This window comes from Rhizobium sp. Leaf453, assembly GCF_001425605.1.
Taxonomy (GTDB): Bacteria; Pseudomonadota; Alphaproteobacteria; order Rhizobiales; family Rhizobiaceae; genus Pararhizobium.
Window position 1 is genome coordinate 622,273 of the sequence record NZ_LMRG01000001.1, and the last position, 17,048, is coordinate 639,320.

The 17,048-nt window shown below is 59.6% G+C and carries 20 protein-coding genes and 2 tRNA genes; 7 read left to right on the top strand and 15 right to left on the bottom strand.

From position 1 onward, the window contains the following. Positions 1–27: 27 nt before the first annotated feature. The 11 genes from ASG68_RS31075 to ASG68_RS03060 all read right to left on the bottom strand — a co-directional run bounded on the left by ASG68_RS31075 (position 28) and on the right by ASG68_RS03060 (position 6,711). On the bottom strand, positions 28–171 hold the full coding sequence (locus tag ASG68_RS31075; protein WP_156373770.1) for a hypothetical protein: 144 nt from the start codon (positions 169–171) through the stop codon (positions 28–30). Positions 172–559: 388 nt separating this feature from the next. After that, a tRNA-Phe gene (locus tag ASG68_RS03015) sits at positions 560–635 on the bottom strand. 187 nt (positions 636–822) lie between these two features. Next, positions 823–1,029 (bottom strand): DNA gyrase inhibitor YacG, encoded by a 207-nt coding sequence (yacG, locus tag ASG68_RS03020; protein WP_062583248.1) that lies wholly within the window; start codon positions 1,027–1,029, stop codon positions 823–825. A gap of 4 nt (positions 1,030–1,033) precedes the next feature. Then, on the bottom strand, positions 1,034–1,654 hold the full coding sequence (locus ASG68_RS03025) for a Maf-like protein (protein ID WP_062583246.1): 621 nt from the start codon (positions 1,652–1,654) through the stop codon (positions 1,034–1,036). 50 nt (positions 1,655–1,704) lie between these two features. Beyond that, positions 1,705–1,923 carry a translation initiation factor IF-1 gene (gene infA, locus ASG68_RS03030; RefSeq protein ID WP_004435948.1) on the bottom strand — a complete coding sequence of 73 codons (219 nt, stop codon included), beginning with the start codon at positions 1,921–1,923 and terminating at the stop codon, positions 1,705–1,707. A gap of 125 nt (positions 1,924–2,048) precedes the next feature. After that, positions 2,049–2,465 (bottom strand): low molecular weight phosphatase family protein, encoded by a 417-nt coding sequence (locus ASG68_RS03035; protein WP_112406212.1) that lies wholly within the window; start codon positions 2,463–2,465, stop codon positions 2,049–2,051. A 68-nt stretch (positions 2,466–2,533) separates the two neighbouring features. Continuing rightward, a complete protein-coding gene (locus ASG68_RS03040; RefSeq protein WP_062583243.1) occupies positions 2,534–3,010 on the bottom strand; it encodes a UPF0262 family protein in 477 nt (158 codons plus the stop codon). Continuing rightward, on the bottom strand, positions 3,007–4,311 hold the full coding sequence (gene hisD / locus ASG68_RS03045; protein WP_062583241.1) for a histidinol dehydrogenase: 1,305 nt from the start codon (positions 4,309–4,311) through the stop codon (positions 3,007–3,009). Before hisD ends, ASG68_RS03040 begins: the two co-directional genes overlap by 4 nt. 62 nt (positions 4,312–4,373) lie before the next feature. Further along, positions 4,374–4,814: a DUF2948 family protein gene (locus ASG68_RS03050; protein WP_062583689.1), complete on the bottom strand. Its 441-nt coding sequence runs from the start codon at positions 4,812–4,814 to the stop codon at positions 4,374–4,376. Between the two features lie 119 nt (positions 4,815–4,933). Further along, complete coding sequence (gene murA / locus ASG68_RS03055; protein WP_062583239.1) at positions 4,934–6,226, bottom strand: UDP-N-acetylglucosamine 1-carboxyvinyltransferase; 1,293 nt, start codon at positions 6,224–6,226, stop codon at positions 4,934–4,936. A 254-nt stretch (positions 6,227–6,480) separates the two neighbouring features. After that, positions 6,481–6,711, bottom strand: a complete 231-nt coding sequence (locus tag ASG68_RS03060; RefSeq protein WP_062583238.1) for a hypothetical protein — start codon at positions 6,709–6,711, stop codon at positions 6,481–6,483. A gap of 153 nt (positions 6,712–6,864) precedes the next feature. Here ASG68_RS03060 and ASG68_RS03065 point away from each other — a divergent pair. From ASG68_RS03065 to ASG68_RS03085, 5 genes are all read left to right on the top strand, one after another. Continuing rightward, positions 6,865–6,939 (top strand) — tRNA-Thr (locus tag ASG68_RS03065). Between the two features lie 149 nt (positions 6,940–7,088). Further along, positions 7,089–8,978, top strand: a complete 1,890-nt coding sequence (locus ASG68_RS32130) for a M10 family metallopeptidase C-terminal domain-containing protein (RefSeq protein ID WP_244484082.1) — start codon at positions 7,089–7,091, stop codon at positions 8,976–8,978. Between the two features lie 103 nt (positions 8,979–9,081). Beyond that, on the top strand, positions 9,082–9,264 hold the full coding sequence (locus ASG68_RS03075) for a hypothetical protein (protein WP_062583235.1): 183 nt from the start codon (positions 9,082–9,084) through the stop codon (positions 9,262–9,264). A gap of 147 nt (positions 9,265–9,411) precedes the next feature. Then, complete coding sequence (locus ASG68_RS03080) at positions 9,412–9,807, top strand: hypothetical protein (protein WP_062583232.1); 396 nt, start codon at positions 9,412–9,414, stop codon at positions 9,805–9,807. Positions 9,808–10,010: 203 nt separating this feature from the next. Beyond that, entirely contained in the window at positions 10,011–10,277 is a 267-nt protein-coding gene (locus ASG68_RS03085; protein ID WP_062583230.1) for a hypothetical protein, read from the top strand. Between the two features lie 12 nt (positions 10,278–10,289). Here the strand turns inward: ASG68_RS03085 and pdxA are convergent, their stop codons facing one another. Both pdxA and ASG68_RS03095 read right to left on the bottom strand, forming a co-directional pair. Continuing rightward, on the bottom strand, positions 10,290–11,267 hold the full coding sequence (gene pdxA, locus ASG68_RS03090) for a 4-hydroxythreonine-4-phosphate dehydrogenase PdxA (RefSeq protein ID WP_062583228.1): 978 nt from the start codon (positions 11,265–11,267) through the stop codon (positions 10,290–10,292). Between the two features lie 72 nt (positions 11,268–11,339). Beyond that, positions 11,340–12,473, bottom strand: a complete 1,134-nt coding sequence (locus tag ASG68_RS03095; protein WP_062583227.1) for an iron-containing alcohol dehydrogenase — start codon at positions 12,471–12,473, stop codon at positions 11,340–11,342. Between the two features lie 102 nt (positions 12,474–12,575). Here ASG68_RS03095 and ASG68_RS31080 point away from each other — a divergent pair, with 102 nt between their 5' ends. Continuing rightward, complete coding sequence (locus tag ASG68_RS31080) at positions 12,576–12,722, top strand: hypothetical protein (protein WP_156373769.1); 147 nt, start codon at positions 12,576–12,578, stop codon at positions 12,720–12,722. A 186-nt stretch (positions 12,723–12,908) separates the two neighbouring features. Here the strand turns inward: ASG68_RS31080 and ASG68_RS03100 are convergent, their stop codons facing one another. After that, positions 12,909–14,105 carry a sialidase family protein gene (locus ASG68_RS03100; RefSeq protein WP_062583225.1) on the bottom strand — a complete coding sequence of 399 codons (1,197 nt, stop codon included), beginning with the start codon at positions 14,103–14,105 and terminating at the stop codon, positions 12,909–12,911. A gap of 10 nt (positions 14,106–14,115) precedes the next feature. After that, positions 14,116–15,021: a dihydrodipicolinate synthase family protein gene (locus tag ASG68_RS03105; RefSeq protein WP_062583223.1), complete on the bottom strand. Its 906-nt coding sequence runs from the start codon at positions 15,019–15,021 to the stop codon at positions 14,116–14,118. A gap of 298 nt (positions 15,022–15,319) precedes the next feature. Here ASG68_RS03105 and ASG68_RS03110 point away from each other — a divergent pair, with 298 nt between their 5' ends. After that, the gene (locus ASG68_RS03110; RefSeq protein ID WP_062583221.1) at positions 15,320–16,972 is read left to right on the top strand and encodes an ABC transporter substrate-binding protein; all 1,653 of its coding nucleotides are present in this window, start codon (positions 15,320–15,322) and stop codon (positions 16,970–16,972) included. Positions 16,973–17,048: the final 76 nt, after the last annotated feature.

The following is a 17,048-nucleotide window of genomic DNA, read 5'->3' on the forward strand; positions in this document are numbered from 1 at the left end:
CGTCAAAAGTTATTCGCGCCTCGGGGGCTAAAATTCAAATTCCCTTTCCTTCGCCTTGAAAGCACCGCTGAAATGGTTGTCCCAGGGGTTAAAAAACTCCAGAGGAGCGTCGTCTTCGATGACATCCTCTTCATCAGAGATGTCTCCGGTTTTTGGCTTTTCCGTGATCATTGAAGGCTCCAGATTGAAACGCGCAAAAACCACATCTTGCCTGATGAATCAACCTTAACGGCAAATCCTGGCGTCAAAACAACCTGGGGCTTTTGCCGAAAAACATATCAGGGGCCAATTGAACGGCGCCTGTGGATAATCCATGAACCATTTGCTTCTTGACCGCAAGACTGGAATCATCAAACGCCCCAAACATGGGCCCATGGCTCAGTATTCGATCAGATCGAATATCCGGGTGGCAAAGTCCGCAGAGAGAGGATCATAGGTCAGTTTCGGTCAAAGCGGCTTGTGAAGTGAATGGCAAACAAATGTTGAGAGCATGTCACCGAGATAATCGACGCCAACAGTCTGACACCAACTTTTCGGCACATTGACTTTGAGAAAATTATGGTGCCCGGAGGCGGATTTGAACCACCGACACGCGGATTTTCAATCCGCTGCTCTACCAACTGAGCTATCCGGGCATCCCTGCTTGTCAGCAGTGGTTCCGCTTGAAGAACCGTGGGGCGGTTGGTTGCGCCCCGGAAGCGAGCGGGGTTATAACATCTTGTTCGGCGGTGTCCAGCACCAAATGACGATTTTTCGACCGGAAAATGTCAGTTGATGCAAATATCTGAAAAATAATGGATATCCGCCGAAATTCCGCGGGACTTACTCGTCCTCGCCGACTTTTGACTCATCGTCAGCAACCGGAATCGCGTAGGAACCGGTCAGCCAGCGGTTTAGATCGACATTGCGGCAGCGATCGGAGCAGAAGGGGTAATGTTCGCGGTGCGAGGGCCGCTTGCATTCCGGGCATTGAACGGTCTTGCGCAGTGGCGCCACGTTGGACATGCCCTTGTTACTTTCAGAACTCATGGCCTCACCCCTTCACCCAGGTGCCATGCACCTCATAGCCTTCGCCTGAGAGAAGGCTCACGGTCTCGTAGAGCGGCAGTCCGACGACATTGGTATAGGATCCCACCAGCTTGACCACGAAACTGCCGGCGATGCCTTGGATGCCGTAGGCCCCGGCCTTGCCGCGCCATTGCCCAGACGCGAGATAGCTGTCGATGTCATGGCTGGACAGCCGCTTGAAGCGGACCTTGGTGTCGATGACCTTCTGGCGCACAGTCCTGTCCGGAGTGATCAGGCAGACGCCGGTATAGACCCGGTGGCTGCGTCCCGAGAGAAGATGCAGCGCGCTGGAGGCTTCGCTGACAAGCTCCGGCTTCGGCAGGATGCGGCGTCCGACGGAAACGACGGTATCAGCAGCCAGGATATAGCTGCCCTCCCAGGCCGGCTCGCCTTTGATCGCGGCCAGCGCCGCGCGCGCCTTCTCAGCCGACAGGCGCCAGGCAAGCGAACGCGGATGCTCGGTGCGCTTCGGCGTCTCGTCGAGATCCATCGGCATCAGGCGCGCCGGCTCAATACCCGCTTGCGCGAGCAGTTCGACACGCCGCGGCGAACCGGAGGCCAGGATCAGCTTCTGTGTCAATGCCATCGCAACCAAGCCGTGATTCTGAGAAATTTGCAGCGCAGATGCCGCGACGCTTACTTGAAGCGATAGGTGATACGGCCCTTGGTGAGGTCGTACGGCGTCATTTCGACCAGCACCTTGTCGCCGGCGAGAACACGGATGCGGTTCTTGCGCATGCGGCCTGCCGTGTGGGCAATGATTTCATGCTCGTTTTCAAGCTTCACGCGGAAGGTTGCGTTGGGAAGCAATTCGGTAACGACGCCCGGGAATTCGAGGACTTCTTCTTTCGCCATGTAGGATATGTCTTTCTGTGCTTCGATGCGGACGCGACCGCGTCCTTAAAAAATTTCGCGGAAACTACACAATCGCCGCGGTTTTGTGAACAGCAGCGATCTTCTTTTCCGGTTTTGTGAAGGCGCTATGCCATCTTCTCGGGCATTTGTCCAAGCAAACGATGCCTGATCAGCGTCGCCAGGTGATTTCGAACGTCGCGATAGGCCGAAACGATCTGTTCGCGCGTACCGGTCGCAACCGTCGGGTCCGGCGTCGGCCAATATACCACATCGATCGCCATCGAGCGCGTCAGTTCAAGGGCCGCGTGATGCGCCTCCGGCGCCAGCGTCACGATAAGGTCGAAATAATCGTCCTCAAGTTCATCCAGTGTATGCGGCTGGTGCCGCCCGGCCGTCAGCCCGATCTCCTCCAGCACCACATCGACAAAGGGATCGCGCTCGCCCGGCCGCACGCCGGCAGAGGCGACATAGGTCCCGGCCGGCAGCATGGCCTTGGCCAGGACTTCGGCCATCGGCGAACGGATCGCATTCATGCCGCACATGAACAGCACCGAAGCGGGCGATTTGATGCTACGCTGCGGTATCTGGGGCGAAGCGGCGATCGTCACGCTCAGCCCCGCCAGTAGAGCACGCAGACAAGCGTGAAGAGACGCCGCGCCGTATCGAAATCCAGCTTGATCTTGCCCGAGAGCCGATCCATCAGCGTTTGCGAGCCTTCGTTGTGAATACCGCGCCGGCCCATGTCGATCGCCTCGATCTGGCTGGGCGTCGAGGAGCGGATCGCCTCGTAATAGCTTTCGCAGATCATGAAATAATCCTTCACGATCCGCCGAAAGGGCGTCAACGACAGGATATGGGTGGCCACCGGCTCGCCATTTTCCAGCGTGATCGCGAAGACCAGCTTGGAATTGATCAGTGACAGGTTCAGCCGGTAAGGCCCGCCGGGATGGCCTTCGGGTTCGAAGGCGTTTTCCTCGATCAGGTCGAAGATCGCCACCGCCCGTTCATGTTCGACATCGGGCGTTGAGCGGCCGATGGTTTCGTCCAGCACGACATCGCAGAGGCGGTGGCTGGCCTTGGCTGTCATCCCTTATCCCCGAGATTGAGGCGGATGGCAACCGAGCGGGCATGGGCCTCCAGTCCCTCGGAGCGAGCCAGCGCGATCGCCGCCGGGCCGAGATCACGCAACTGGTCTGTGCCGAGCCGCAGGATTGAGGTGCGCTTCATGTAATCGAGCACGCCGAGGCCGGAGGAGAACCGGGCGGACCGTGCCGTCGGCAGGACATGGTTGGAGCCGCCGACATAATCGCCGATCACTTCCGGCGTATGGCGGCCGACGAAGATCGCGCCGGCATTGCGGATCTTGGGGATCATCGCATCGGCATCGGCCAGCGCCAGTTCCAGATGTTCGGCGGCGATGCGGTTGGCGAGCGGCACCGCCACGTCGAGTTCCGGCACAAGGATGATGGCACCGAAATCGCGCCAGCTGGCGCGGGCCGTCTCGCCGCGCGGAAGCGTGCGCAACTGACGCTCGACAGCAGCCTCGACCGCTGCCGCAAAGGGCGCGTCGTCCGTGATCAGGATAGACTGCGCGCCGACATCATGTTCGGCCTGGGCGAGCAGATCGGCAGCGATCCAGTCTGGATCATTGTCGCGGTCGGCGATAACGAGCACTTCGGACGGGCCAGCGATCATGTCGATGCCGACCGTGCCGAACACCTGCCGCTTGGCGGCCGCCACATAGGCATTGCCCGGTCCCATGATCTTGGCGACCGGGGCAATGCTGGCCGTTCCGTAAGCAAGCGCCGCAATCGCCTGGGCGCCGCCGATCCGGTAGATCTCCTCGACGCCCGCCATGCGCGCGGCGGCAAGAACCGCCGGATTGATCGCACCGCCATTGGCCGGCACGACCATGACGATACGCTCGACACCCGCCACCTTGGCGGGCAGCGCGTTCATCAGCACCGAACTCGGATAGCTCGCCGTGCCGCCCGGCACGTAGAGACCAACGGCATCGATCGCCGTCCAGCGAGAACCAAGGCCGACACCCATCGAATCCTCGTAGATATCGTCCTTCGGGCGCTGCCGCGTGTGATGCGCCTCGATGCGGACGGCAGCGACCTTCAGCGCGCCGAGCACTTCGGAGGGGACCTGGTTGATGGCCGCGTCGATTTCCTCAGCCATCACCCGCATACCGGTCACGGCAAAATCGAGACCGTCGAATTTCTTCGTATAGTCAGCAAGCGCCGCGTCACCACGAGCGCGAACATCGTCGATGATCGCCCGCACGACGGCATTCACATCCTCGGACACTTCCCGCTTGGTCGTCAGAAAGGCTGCGAACTGTTCTTCAAAGCCGGGGGTGAGATAGTCCAGACGAATGGCCAAGGGAAAGTATCCTCAATCGGTAATCGGCAGTTGCGCACGGCTTATCGCCGGCAGTCGGGAAATCAGGCGCCAGCCGGATGGCGAGGCTTGAAACCGGTTTCCCATGCGCCGCCGGTATCCGCAAGCTGAACCTCGATACATTCCACATCGATCATGATCGAAGCGCCACCCGACAGCACGAACTCGACGGTTCCGTCCGGTCCCTCGCCATTCTGTTCGAACTGGATCGCCAGCAGCGACAAGACGGCTTCGGCATCCTTGCGATTGAACCCGATGGAGCGGACGGCGGAGACACGTTTGAACAGCAGCAGGCTGCGGCGGCGCTCGAAGGATTTGCCGCGCCCTTCTGCCGTTTCCCAGACAAAACGGTTGATGACCAGCGACAGTTGCCGCGAGCGCGACGCATAGGCGAGCCCGGAAACCTTGAAGACCGCATCCTGCACATGGGCGGACACGATCGCGAGGTCCTCGGCGTCGAGCGCCATCAGCTTCAAACTGTCCATGCCGTCAAATCCCTTGCCCAAGCGCTTGTCGCGGCGGCCCGAAGGCCGCCACCATCATGGAACAGGACATAGGACGCCGACGCTAAATCCGCAACTGCGAGGAAGACGTTCGGGAAGGATCAATCGCTGACGCGTTCCACCTGGGCGCCGCAGGCATTGAGTTTTTCTTCCAGACGCTCGAAACCGCGATCGAGATGGTAGACGCGCGACACCATCGTATCGCCCTCCGCCACCAGACCGGCAATGACCAGCGACACCGAGGCGCGCAGGTCGGTCGCCATGACCGGCGCGCCCTTCAGGCGCTCGACGCCTTCGATCTTGGCGGTCTGGCCCGACAGCGATATCTTGGCGCCGAGACGGGCCAGTTCCTGCACATGCATGAAGCGGTTTTCGAAGATCGTCTCGGTGATGTGCGAAACGCCGGAGGACTTGGTCATCAGGCCCATGAACTGCGCCTGCAGGTCGGTCGGAAAGCCCGGGAAGGGATCGGTGACGATATCGACCGGCTTGATGCCGCCGCCGTTGCGAACCACACGCAGTCCGGTTTCGGTCTCTGTGATTTCGGCACCGGCGCGGCGGATGGCTTCCAGTGCCGTCTCCAGCAAGGCGCCGTTCGTGCCTTCGAGCACGACATCGCCGCCGGTCATGGCAACCGCCATGGCATAGGTGCCGGTCTCGATGCGATCCGGCAGGACGCGGTGGCGCGCACCGGACAGCGACGTGACGCCTTCGATCGTGATCGTCGAGGTGCCGGCGCCGCTGACCTTGGCGCCCATGGCGTTGAGGCAATTGGCGAGATCGACGACCTCAGGCTCGCGCGCGGCATTGCCGATCGTCGTCGTGCCGTTGGCGAGCGTCGCCGCCATCATCATCACATGGGTCGCGCCGACAGAAACCTTCGGGAAGACGTAGCGGGCGCCGATCAGGCCGCCCTTGGGCGCGGTCGCATTGATATAGCCGCTATCGATCTCGATATTGGCGCCGAGCGCCGTCAGGCCCTCGATGAACAGGTCGACCGGACGCGTGCCGATGGCGCAGCCGCCGGGCAGCGACACGCGGGCCTTGCCTTCACGGGCGAGAAGCGGGCCGATGACCCAGAAGCTGGCGCGCATCTTGGAGACCAACTCGTAAGGAGCGGTCGTGTCGACAATGTTGCGTGAGGTAAAATGGATCGTGCGGGAATAGCTCTCGCCCTGGCGCTCGCGGCGGCCGTTGACGGAGATGTCGGCGCCATGATTGCCGAGGATGCGGATCAACTGCTCGACATCGGCCAGATGCGGCACGTTTTCCAGGGTCAGCGTGTCGTCCGTCAAAAGAGAGGCGATCATCAGCGGCAGCGCGGCATTCTTGGCGCCGGAAATCGGGATGATGCCGCGAAGCTCGTTGCCGCCGGTAATTCTGATGCGATCCATAGGGTACCTTACGGGCGCCGCCCGCCTTTCCTGACAGTCCGTCTTGAAGAGATTGGCGCCTCCATAAAGGATGCGCCGTGAAATGAGAAGCGAATTGAACCGTGACGGTAAACCGCCGGCGGGGAGAGATGCAGAATCATAATCCGTCAATCCGCTTTCAACGATGCCCCTCACCGGAAGAACGACACTGTGCAGACAGACACCGGCAACTGACGATATCTGTTTCCGGCCCCCGTCATCCTGCCGCCGCTGGATTATTCCGCCGATTCGTCCGTTTTTGCGGCAGGCAGGCCGGAAGTTTCATCGGCAGCGCCGGAACGCCTTGCCCTGCCCTGCTGCTTGCGCCGCATGAGATTGTCGCGCAGCGTCTTCGCGGCCCTCAGCCGTCGCGCCTCGGCCTGGCGCTCGGCCTCGTGCCCCGGCTCCAGATGGCCGCGGCGCTCGGGACCTGCATTATTCTCTGTCTGATCGCTCTCGTCTTGCATGACGCTGAAATAGCCGAAAACCCGACGCTTCGGAAGTCCACCCGTCTTTTCCCCGGTTCATGTGACGAATTTCAGTTTTGCGGCTTGCACTCCGCAACGACCTATGGCAATAGGCCCTCGCTCGCGCCGGACAAGACTGATCCGCCGCACGATGCTGCTATAGCTCAGGGGTAGAGCACTCCCTTGGTAAGGGAGAGGCCGAGAGTTCAAATCTCTCTAGCAGCACCAGTTTTTTTCCGAATTGAATTGTTTCCCTCGGCAGCGCGACGACGCTCATGCCGTCCTTGCTTGACCATTGGTTTTCCCTTGATAGAAATGCTCGCACCAGCGGCGGTTGTTGTTGCCGGGTTGAAAGCAAATCGGTTGCGAGACATGAAATGGCAAGGATTCGTCAGCAGGTGGTGACCAGTACCGGAGAGGTATCTGGCGCCGACAAACATTCGTATGATGTTGACGCGCTGGCGGATGGTGGATGGATTTCCACGTGGCTTCTTGCCTACCAAGACAAAAATGACGTCGTGTATCAGACAAGGTTTGACGCTGCGGGCCGCCGAATTGGTAACGACGTCCAAGTGGATAGCAGCCTAAAAGGCCATCAATCCGATCCTGCAACACTCACCTTAGCCGATGGTGGATGGGTTGCGATGTTTTCTCACGGTTTCGACGGCCCGCCTGTTTTTGAGCGATTCAATAAGCATGGACGCCTCGTCGAAAAGCTCGACAACCTGTTAACCTTGCCGACAAAGCTGGAAAATGGCGATTACGTCGCAACATGGTTCCGGTATGATCCGGTAAACGACTCCAGAGACATTTATCAACAGCGATACAATGCGAACTTCCGGAAAATCGGTAGCGAAACGCTTATTACAGAACCTCACAAACATTACGACCAAACTCGCGCCCAAATCACTGCTCTGGCCGACGGCGGCTGGATCAACCAGTATCACTCGGAAGTGCTTCGCAGCCCTGTCTGGCAACGATTTGATGCAGACGGGAAAAGGACGACTGTCGCAACAAAGGTTGAATTCGTTGAAGTGACGGCGGCGCTTCCCGATGGAGGTTGGGTATCGGCGGGAGAGGTGGACCAGGTAATAAGAATGCTTCAGTTCGACCGCCATGGAAAGCAACTGGGGAATTCTACCCTCGTTACCGACGTACCGACAGAGCAATCCTACAGTCCTACGATAACGATCCTTCCTAGCGGTGGGTGGCTCATTACCTCCACGGACCGCATGCATTTGGATGGAGAGTATGGTGAGCCGTATTTTTTGACCGTGATCCGGCAGCGACAGTATGATGCCGATGGATTGCCCGTCGGCGGCAGTCGGCAGGTCAGTGACTATGGATCGGACATTGTACAGGCATCTTCGGTCAGCGTGCTGAAAGACGGTGGCTGGATCGTCACATGGTCGCAGGACGGCGAAGTCTATCAAAAGAGGTATGAGGCCAACGGAAAGGTATGGTTCAAGAACGACTCGCCTGCCGGCTTCGATTACACCATCGCCGTCGAAAAGGATGGCGCGCATCGCTTCTCGACCGATGAATTCCGACTCGTCGATAAGAACGGAGACCGCCTGAAAGGTGTGGTCCTCGATAAGCTGCCGACCTCCGGCAAGGTCACGCTCTCCGGTCACGACGTCAAGCCTGGAGACTTCGTTGCCGTGGCGGACATCTCCAAACTTGTCTGGAAACCGCCGGCAAACAAACTCGGTAAAGACGTGGCCACGCTTTCCTTCAGGGTGGTCGATGACGGCGGGACTGCACACCAAGGTACAAACACCGACAGAACCAGCAATGTTGTCACTTTCGACCTGTTGAAAGCTGTGCGGGGTACTTCCAAAGGCGATGTCCTTACCGGCGGCACGCAATCCGAAATTTTGCTGGGCTATGCGGGCAATGACAAAATAACCGGGGGGCGTGGCGCAGACGTGCTCACCGGCGGCGATGGCGGCGACCGGTTCATTTACAAATCCGTGAGCGAGTCCACGGCGACCGACATCGGCCGTGACACTATCCTTGATTTTTCCGGGAGAGCCGGCGATCGAATTGATCTCAGCATGATCGACGCGAATACGCTCAAGGAAGGCAATCAGGCGTTCAGCTTCATCGGGAAATCCCTGTTTCATGGCAAGGCCGGCGAGGTGCGATATGAAAAACGCGCTTCCGATACCTACATCTACGCTGATGTGAACGGAGACAAAAAGGCGGACTTTTCCATTCATCTGGATGACGCCGTGACGCTCTCAAAAGGCTACTTCATCCTTTAGCGCGAAACCGTCAGCACCGCATCTTGACTTTCGCCCGAAATGAGAACATATAGTGAACAAACTCGCCGCGCGACGACATCGCGTCTGAGCCTTGAGGTCAATCATGAGTCACATCGAGGAAATCACCGCACGGACGCAGGCAGTGCTGGCGCGGTCGCGGGCATTTCGGGAGCGGTCGCAGGCGATGCGGGAGGAGCACAAGGCTCTGATCGAGCGCGCCTCGATCAAGTCCGGCCAGCTTCATTTCGTCTTTTCGGCGTCAAACAAGAACAGTGCGAAGCACTAGCGACACGCAAGCTCGGTGCGTTAAAGTCCTTTGTCACAATATTGGTCCTGCCCCATGCGTCATCTCGTGATATGGAGCATCGGTGTTGATTGCGTGATTGCGCCGGTCTACTTAGGCGGCATTGAAACAAGGCTTTGAGTTCCGACGATGGCAATTTCCGACCTGATCCTGCAATTGCAGCATGCCAAAGAGCCCAGCAGGGATCTCGATATCTCCATCGGGATTGTCATGGGCTACAAGCGTCATGTGAAGACAATCGCCAAGGGAGAAGACGGCAAGGAAGAACGGAAGGTCGTGTGGCTTTACCCGTCCGATGGAGATGAAAGCAGCAACTTGCCGGCTTTTACCGGAAAGATCGACGATGCCTACTTTCTGGCGCAGAGTCTGGTTCCAGGCTGCGTCGGTGGCGTCAGTTGGGATTCGCGCGGGGGGACGGCGAAGATCGATGACGGCCCTTATTTCACGGCCAACACGCCGGCCCTGGCACTTTGCATCGCCGCGCTGAGCGTCAAGCACTTCCAGCAGGAAACCGAAATCAAGTAAGTTTCCCTGCCAAGCTGGCAGGGAAAGAAAGTTGGGTCCGCTTTCGGGTCTGCCCCTCAATCGTGTGTCGGCATTGATTTCGAAAATCGAATGTCTCCACGAGGTTTTGAACGAGCGTCGTCGAGACAGCCACACGAGAATGTTGACCGTGTCGCCTCGTCTATGACATGCTGCAAAACGGCAACCTTCAGGGAGTAAGCCGGATGAAATCTCTCGTTTTTCTGAGTGCTGCGGCCCTGCTGCTGACCTCCTGCAACAGTACGCCGCCCACAGTCGAACCCATTCCCGGCAGCATCACCTATGGCGGCCAGCCGCGAACCAAGCTGACAAAGGCACCGGTCGGCAGTCGCCTTCACAACTCCTTCCGCGTCGTCAACGGCGTTGCCTATGAGACCTATGTCATCGAGCCGGATCGTTCCCTGAAACTCATCCGGCGCGAGATCCGCAGTGACTTCTACGACACCAACTGAGCAAAGCCCTATTCAGGCCGCGGGCCTTGGAGCCGCAGCGACCAGCCGGGCATAGTCGATCGCTGAAAGCATGTTGGCGTGGTTGGCCTTGCCGGTTCCGGCGATATCGAATGCGGTGCCGTGATCGACAGAGACACGGTCGATCGGCAGACCAAGGGAAACATTGACGGCGGTCTCGAAGGCGACCAGCTTGATCGGGATATGGCCCTGGTCATGATACTGCGCCACGACCAGATCGAACGCGCCGCCATAGGCACGGGCATAAACCGTATCGGCGGAAATCGGCCCGACCACGTCGATCCCCTTGGCCTGCGCCAGTTCGACTGCCGGGGCGAGAAACTTCGTATCCTCGTCGCCGAACAGGCCGCCCTCCCCGCAATGCGGGTTGATGCCGGCAACGGCGATACGGGCTTTCTTGCCGAGACGCAGAAAATGCCGGTGCCCGGCCTCGATGGTCGCCAGGACCCGCTCGACTGTCGCCCGCTCGATCGCAGTGCGCAGCGAGACATGGGTGGAAACGTGGATCGTGTTCAGCCGCTCCGATGCCAGCAACATGAACGAGCTTTTCGAGCCAGTGAGATGCGCCAGAAGCCCGGTATGGCCATCGAAATGATGGCCGGCGAGGTTCATCGCCTCCTTGTTGATCGGTGCGGTGACGATGCAATCGACAGCACCGGACTGGGCAAGCTCGACCGCACGCTTGATATAGCGGACCGACGCATCTCCCGCGACGGGGCTCACCTTGCCGATATCCGGCAAGGTGCCATCGATGGCGACCTCGTCAACAGCGATCACGCCGGCGGCCGGCGCGGTTGAAAACGCTAGTTCCGTGCCCGTCAGCCGGTTCGCCCGCTCCAGCGCCTCGACATTGCCGACAATGACGAAGCTGTCGCGTTCCGCCTGCGGCAGGGATGCAAGTGCCTTGACGATGACCTCCGGCCCGACCCCGGCCGGGTCTCCCAGCGTGACGGCGACGCGCGATGTGCTCATGGTTTTAGTCCTCCATGGCGGATGAACCGCCTCCTCCGCAATCCGGCAGCGCCGGACGTGGGTTCGTTCCAGTCAGTATGCGGCTTGGTAGATCGAAAGAATATCGCCTCGGCCAAGATCGCGCGGATTGTTGTCGAGCAGTCGCCGGATCGCAAAGGCATCATCGGCCATCGCCTCGAGATCGGCCTCCGGTACACCAAGCGCAGAGAGCCGCATCTCGATGCCAAGCCCGGAGCAGAAGCCGAAGGTCGCATCGAACACCGACGCCTGATCACTTCCGGCGCTCAGATTGAGCGCATGGATAACCTGCGCCGTCTTCTCCGAAACCGAGGGCGTGTTGAAGGCAAGCACATGCGGAAAGATCAGGGCATTGGCCGCGCCATGCGCGACATGCCAGCGCGTGCCCAGGGGATAGGCGAGCGCATGGCCGCCAGCCGTATTGACCGGGCCGAGACAGAAGCCGCCGTAGAGGGAGGCGAGTGACAGGCCGGCCCGCGCCTCGGCATCCGAACCGTCGGCGACGGCGCGGGCAAGATAACGGCCGACGAGACGCACGCCCTCGATCGCGTAGAGATCGATCATCGGATGCGCCTTGCGATTGGTGAAGGCCTCGACGCAATGCGCCATCGCATCCACCCCGGTTGCCGCCGTCGTCGCGGCCGGCACGGTAAAGGTGAGGCCGGGATCGATCACGGCGATATCGGCGAGCATGTGGATGCTTTCGACGGCAAGCTTCGCCTGCGTCGCGGGGTCGGTCACCAGTGCACGAATGCCGGCCTCGCTGCCGGTTCCCGATGTCGTTGGCACCTGGGCCAGCGCCGCACGGCGGCGGGCCACGACTTTACCGGCGCCGACCACATCGCGCAGCGTCTGGGTGGAGCCAGACAGAACCGATGCAAGCTTTGCAAGGTCCATCGCACTGCCGCCACCGAACCCGACGATCAGGTCGGCCCGCGCCGCATTCGCCGCCGCCAGCACCAGATCGAGATTGTCGGTATCAGGCTCGGGCTTAACCTGTGAAAAGACGGTGACATCGCCCGGCAGCTCCAGAATGCCGACACGCGACGCATTGAACGCATCTGAGATGACCAGGACCCGCAAATAGCCTTGCGCCTTTGCCCAGGCACCGAGCTTTCCGGCAACGCCAACGCCGAACTCGATGATTTCCGGACGAATGATCGCGATTGGGGCGCTCAGGCTTGTCATGGCGTATTCCTCGTCGGCTCCATTCTCGTATCGCCTGACGGCGCTACAACATGTAAATTTGTTACATGAATCCCTGTTTCTTGGCAAGAGCGAAGAACAACCGTGATGCATTTTTCCGCCGGGAGCACCGGCGAGATCCATGCAGCCATCTCTCTTATTCCCTATAATTACATGTTTTCAAACATTATTCCGATGGCGATCTATTGGCGTTCGCTTCTGTCGCTGATCACGAAGGAATTCAACGGATAATGCCGACAGAGATTGGAAATTGTATAAATCACGGCGGATCCGCCGCCAGAAGGCGGGAAATCACTGCCTCTTCAAGCCAACTTGTCAAAAACAATGCGGCTTGGAGCAAGGGTTTCCGGAACCTGTAAAATAGTCCACGGACACTGACGATCGGCCTCCGCCGATTCCTCGCCTTCAAGCCGGGCCTCAATCGATGAAGCTTGGCTCCAGCCGCACATACTTGATGGCACGCCGGTAGTAGGTATAGGCGATATGCAGCGCGCCATCCGCCCCTTCGACGATCGATGGGTAGGAATATTCACGGTTGAGCGCGTCCTTGGAATTGTTGGTCAGGCAATATCCGTCGCCGGTCTCGAGGTCGACGGGATCCGTGAATGCCTTTGCACCATCCGCCGAGAACACAAGGCTCATCGGCGCGCGCGGAACGCCCCAGATGGCTTTATGCGCATCGCTCCGCTCCGTCGCAACGGCCTCCGGCGCCGGTGGCGACACGCCCTCCTCCGCCTCGATCTCATCATAGAGCGACTGGCGCCTGTCGGTCGATGTCAAGGCATTGGAATGATTATAGATAACCGCGATGCGTCCATCCGCAAGGACCGCCGCCTGGATGGAGGAATTGTTGTTCGGCAGTTGGGTCGGCTTCGGTGCGCTCCAGGTCATCCCGTCATCGTCGGACACGCTGCACAGAATCTGTGTGGCGAAGCGGTTGCGAAACAAAGCAACCATGCTTCCGTCTCCCTGCGGAAGGATGTTCATGTGCACGGCGCCGATACTGTCGGGCACATCGACCATCTGCCAACTGGCGCCGGCATCGCGTGAAACGAGCACAGCGGCCGTATCGACATCACCGGTCCAACGCTGACCGGGCTCACCGATACAGCGGAATACCGGCAGCAGCCAGGCGCCGCCACCGTTGACGACAATGGGTTGGCGCACGAAAGTGCCGGGAATATCACAAAGAATGTCGACCGGGCCGAAGGTCAGGCCGCCGTCACTGGATATCCGCCGCTTGACGATTGCGCCGTCCTGATTGCCGGATGTTTGCGATGTGAAGATCAGCCAGATGTTACCATCCGGGGCATTGAAGATCAGCGGGTTCTGCTCCGATTTCGCCGGATCGTCCGACATCTTCTCGGGAGCCGACCATGCAGCCGACCCCGGCGTCAGACGCGACAGATAGATGGAAATATCCCCCATGCCCTCCATCGTGCCGCCGAACCAGACACAGGTCAGCGTGCCATCGGCAAGAAAGGCGAGATTGGCCGCATGGTTCTGCACGCAGGGCGATGGCAGGAAGGCATCCAGGCGATGCGCCTCAACCGTATGCGATGCAATCACGCCATCCATAAGCGACGGAATTTCCTCAGGATTCAATCCGGACATGGTTCGCTCCTCAAGGCAACTGCGCGAACTTGGCAGCGAGATCGGCCTGATCGGCAGCGCTGAGCGCCATCAGCGGAGCACGCGGCCGTGCCCAGGCAGAATTGCCGTTTTTCAACCCGACCATCGCCTTGATTGTTGGGATCTGCACATAGGAATTCGACAGGGACCGGTAGGCATTGATCCGCGCCTGCGCCGCCTCGACCTCCTGCTCCTTGGCCGGATCATTGGCATGATCGTAAACGGTGCGCAGCGAGTCGGCGACGAGATTGGAGGTGGCGGTGATGCAACCGGCACCGCCCGCCTTGATCAGCGGCAACAGCAGCGGATCCGCCCCGGCGAGAACGGAAAAGCCCGGGAATGCGGCGATCAGCGCCTCCATATTGGCGAAATCACCGAAGGAATCCTTGATACCGACGACCGTATTCGGGAAGGCTTCGATCAGGCGGCCGATCAGCGAAAGGGTGAGCGGAATGCCGGACACCTGCGGAATATGATAGAGAACCACCTGCAGCCGGTCATCCGCGATCGTTTCGATGATCTTCGCATAGGCGGCGAAAAGGCCGTCATCTGACACGCCCTTGTAATAGAAGGGCGGCAGCATCACGACACGAGAAACGCCGACCGAAATCGCATGCCGGGTCAGCTCGATCGTGTCGGGAATGGCCGCAACGCCAGTGCCGGGCATCAGTTGCTCGCCGGAAATGCCAGATTTCAGGGCTGCCTCGAGAATGGCGCGGCGCTCCGCCGATGAAAAGGAATTCGCTTCGCCGGTCGTTCCCAGCAGCGCTACACCATGGCATCCTTCCTGAAGCAGGCGCTGACAATGGGCCGTGAACAGGCCGAGGTCCGGCGTATCGTCAGCGTTGAGCGGCGTCGCGGCGGCACAATAGACGCCGGTGATCTTGTGATTGGTCATGGGTGCGAACTCCTCCCGTCGCCTGCGACGGCCGGGATTTCCGAGCACCGCCTGTCTGCTTTTTCATCAGTTATGACAAGTTGTCAATAAAAATTCCGCGGAGAAAATCGTAATCTAAAAATATCTCATTGAAAAATAATGACTTTATTCTTATCTGCAAAACGGATGCGAATATTCCAAAGAATTAATGTTGACATATTTACAATATCGATCCAGTGTCTGACCTCATCATGGCGCGGCAATCTGTCAGGGAACCGGACAGCGGAGGGCGCGATGACAGCATCTATTGGAGGATCAGATGTCTAACCAGAACAATCAAGGCGGCTCGTCACAGCCGCAGATGACACGCCGCAGCGCCCTGAAACTGGGCCTCGGCACCAGTGTCGCGCTCGGTCTCTTCGGCCTGAATGCGCGTATCGTCGTTGCCCAGGAGGGGCAGGTACTCAAGGTCGCACATCCGGCCTTCAACCAGGATTGGTCGCCCCTGCGTGGCGGCGGCCCTCCGTATCGCTGGAATTCGGCCTGGTGGGCTTCGCCGATGTATTTCGACTCCAAGGGCGAATTGCACCCTTACGTCTTTACAAGCTGGGAGCCGGACGCCGACAAGAAGGTCTGGACCTTCAAGATCGACCCGAAGGCTGTCTTCTCGGATGGCAGCAAGATCACCGCTGAAGACGTCAAGGGCTCGTGGAACGTCTCGGCGATGCCGAACACCAAGAACCAGCGCGCCGATCAGGTTCTGAGCAAGGTCGTCGGTTATGCGGATGTCAGCGGCGGCAAGGCCAAGGAAATCTCCGGTATCGCCACGCCGGACGAAAACACTGTCGTCGTCACCCTGTCGGAATCCGATCCGATCTTCTTCATGCGCCTCGGCAACCATATCGCACCGATCACCAAGGCCTCGCAGTCGCGCGGCGAAGATGGTGAGGAAATCGCCGAGTGGTATTCGCCTGCCAACAGTGCCGTCTATTCCGGCCCGTTCAAGCTCACCAGCATCGATCTCGACGCCGGCAAGCTGGTATTCGAGCCGAATGAAAACTTCTTCGGCCCGAAGCCGAAACTCGCCCGTATCGAGATCGACTCGATCGAAGACAATGTCACCGCGACCTCGCTTTTGAAGTCCGGCGAATACAATGCCCATACCGAGCTCGTCACCTCGACGATCGTGCAGGATCTCGGCGCCGGCTTTGCCGAGGGGCCGCTGATCCCGACCAGCCAGCATTTCTGGCTCAATTCGTCGCGCGCGCCGATGGATGATCCGAAAGTTCGCCAGGCGCTGATCATGGCCGTCGACCGCGATGGCCTGATGAAGGCTTCCTTCCCGGATGGCCCGCACAAGAAGACCGATCAGGTCCTCAACTCCGTACCGGGCGCCGACAATTCCGGTTTCGAGCCCTATCCATATGATCCGGAAGGCGCAAAGAAGCTTTTGGCGGAATCGAGCTATGGCGGCCCCGAGCGGCTTCCGAAGCTTCTGTTCGTCGGCGTGTCCGGCCCGGCCATCGAAGCGGCCGCCCAGTTCATCGCCGAACAGTGGCGCCAGAACCTCGGCATTACCGCAGTCGATATGAAGCCGCAGCAGGATGCCTATGCCGGTCCGGACCAGAACGCGGTCCAGATCTTCCGCGACGACGTCGGCACCCGCGTTCCCGATGCCGTGTCCTATCTTGCCGGTTCCATCGCCTCGACCTCGTCGAACGCGCAGAACAAGCTCGGCGGCTACAAGAACGACAAGGTCGACAGCCTGCTGGCGGAAGCCGCCACCAAGGCCGCTGATGATCCGCAGCGCATCGCCCTTGCCCAGGAAGCCCAGAAGGCCTTCCGCGAAGACTGGAACTTCATCCCCTGGTACGCTCAGGCGATGTCGCGCTGGGCCACCGAAAAGGTGACTGGCATCGACAAGAACCTCGACTGGCAAGTCGTCGCCCCTTGGGACATCTCGATCGCCTGAGGCCGGGATTGACCGACATTTCTGTGCGGGAGCGGAGACCCGCTTCCGCACAGATTGCTTATGCCGGAGTATGATT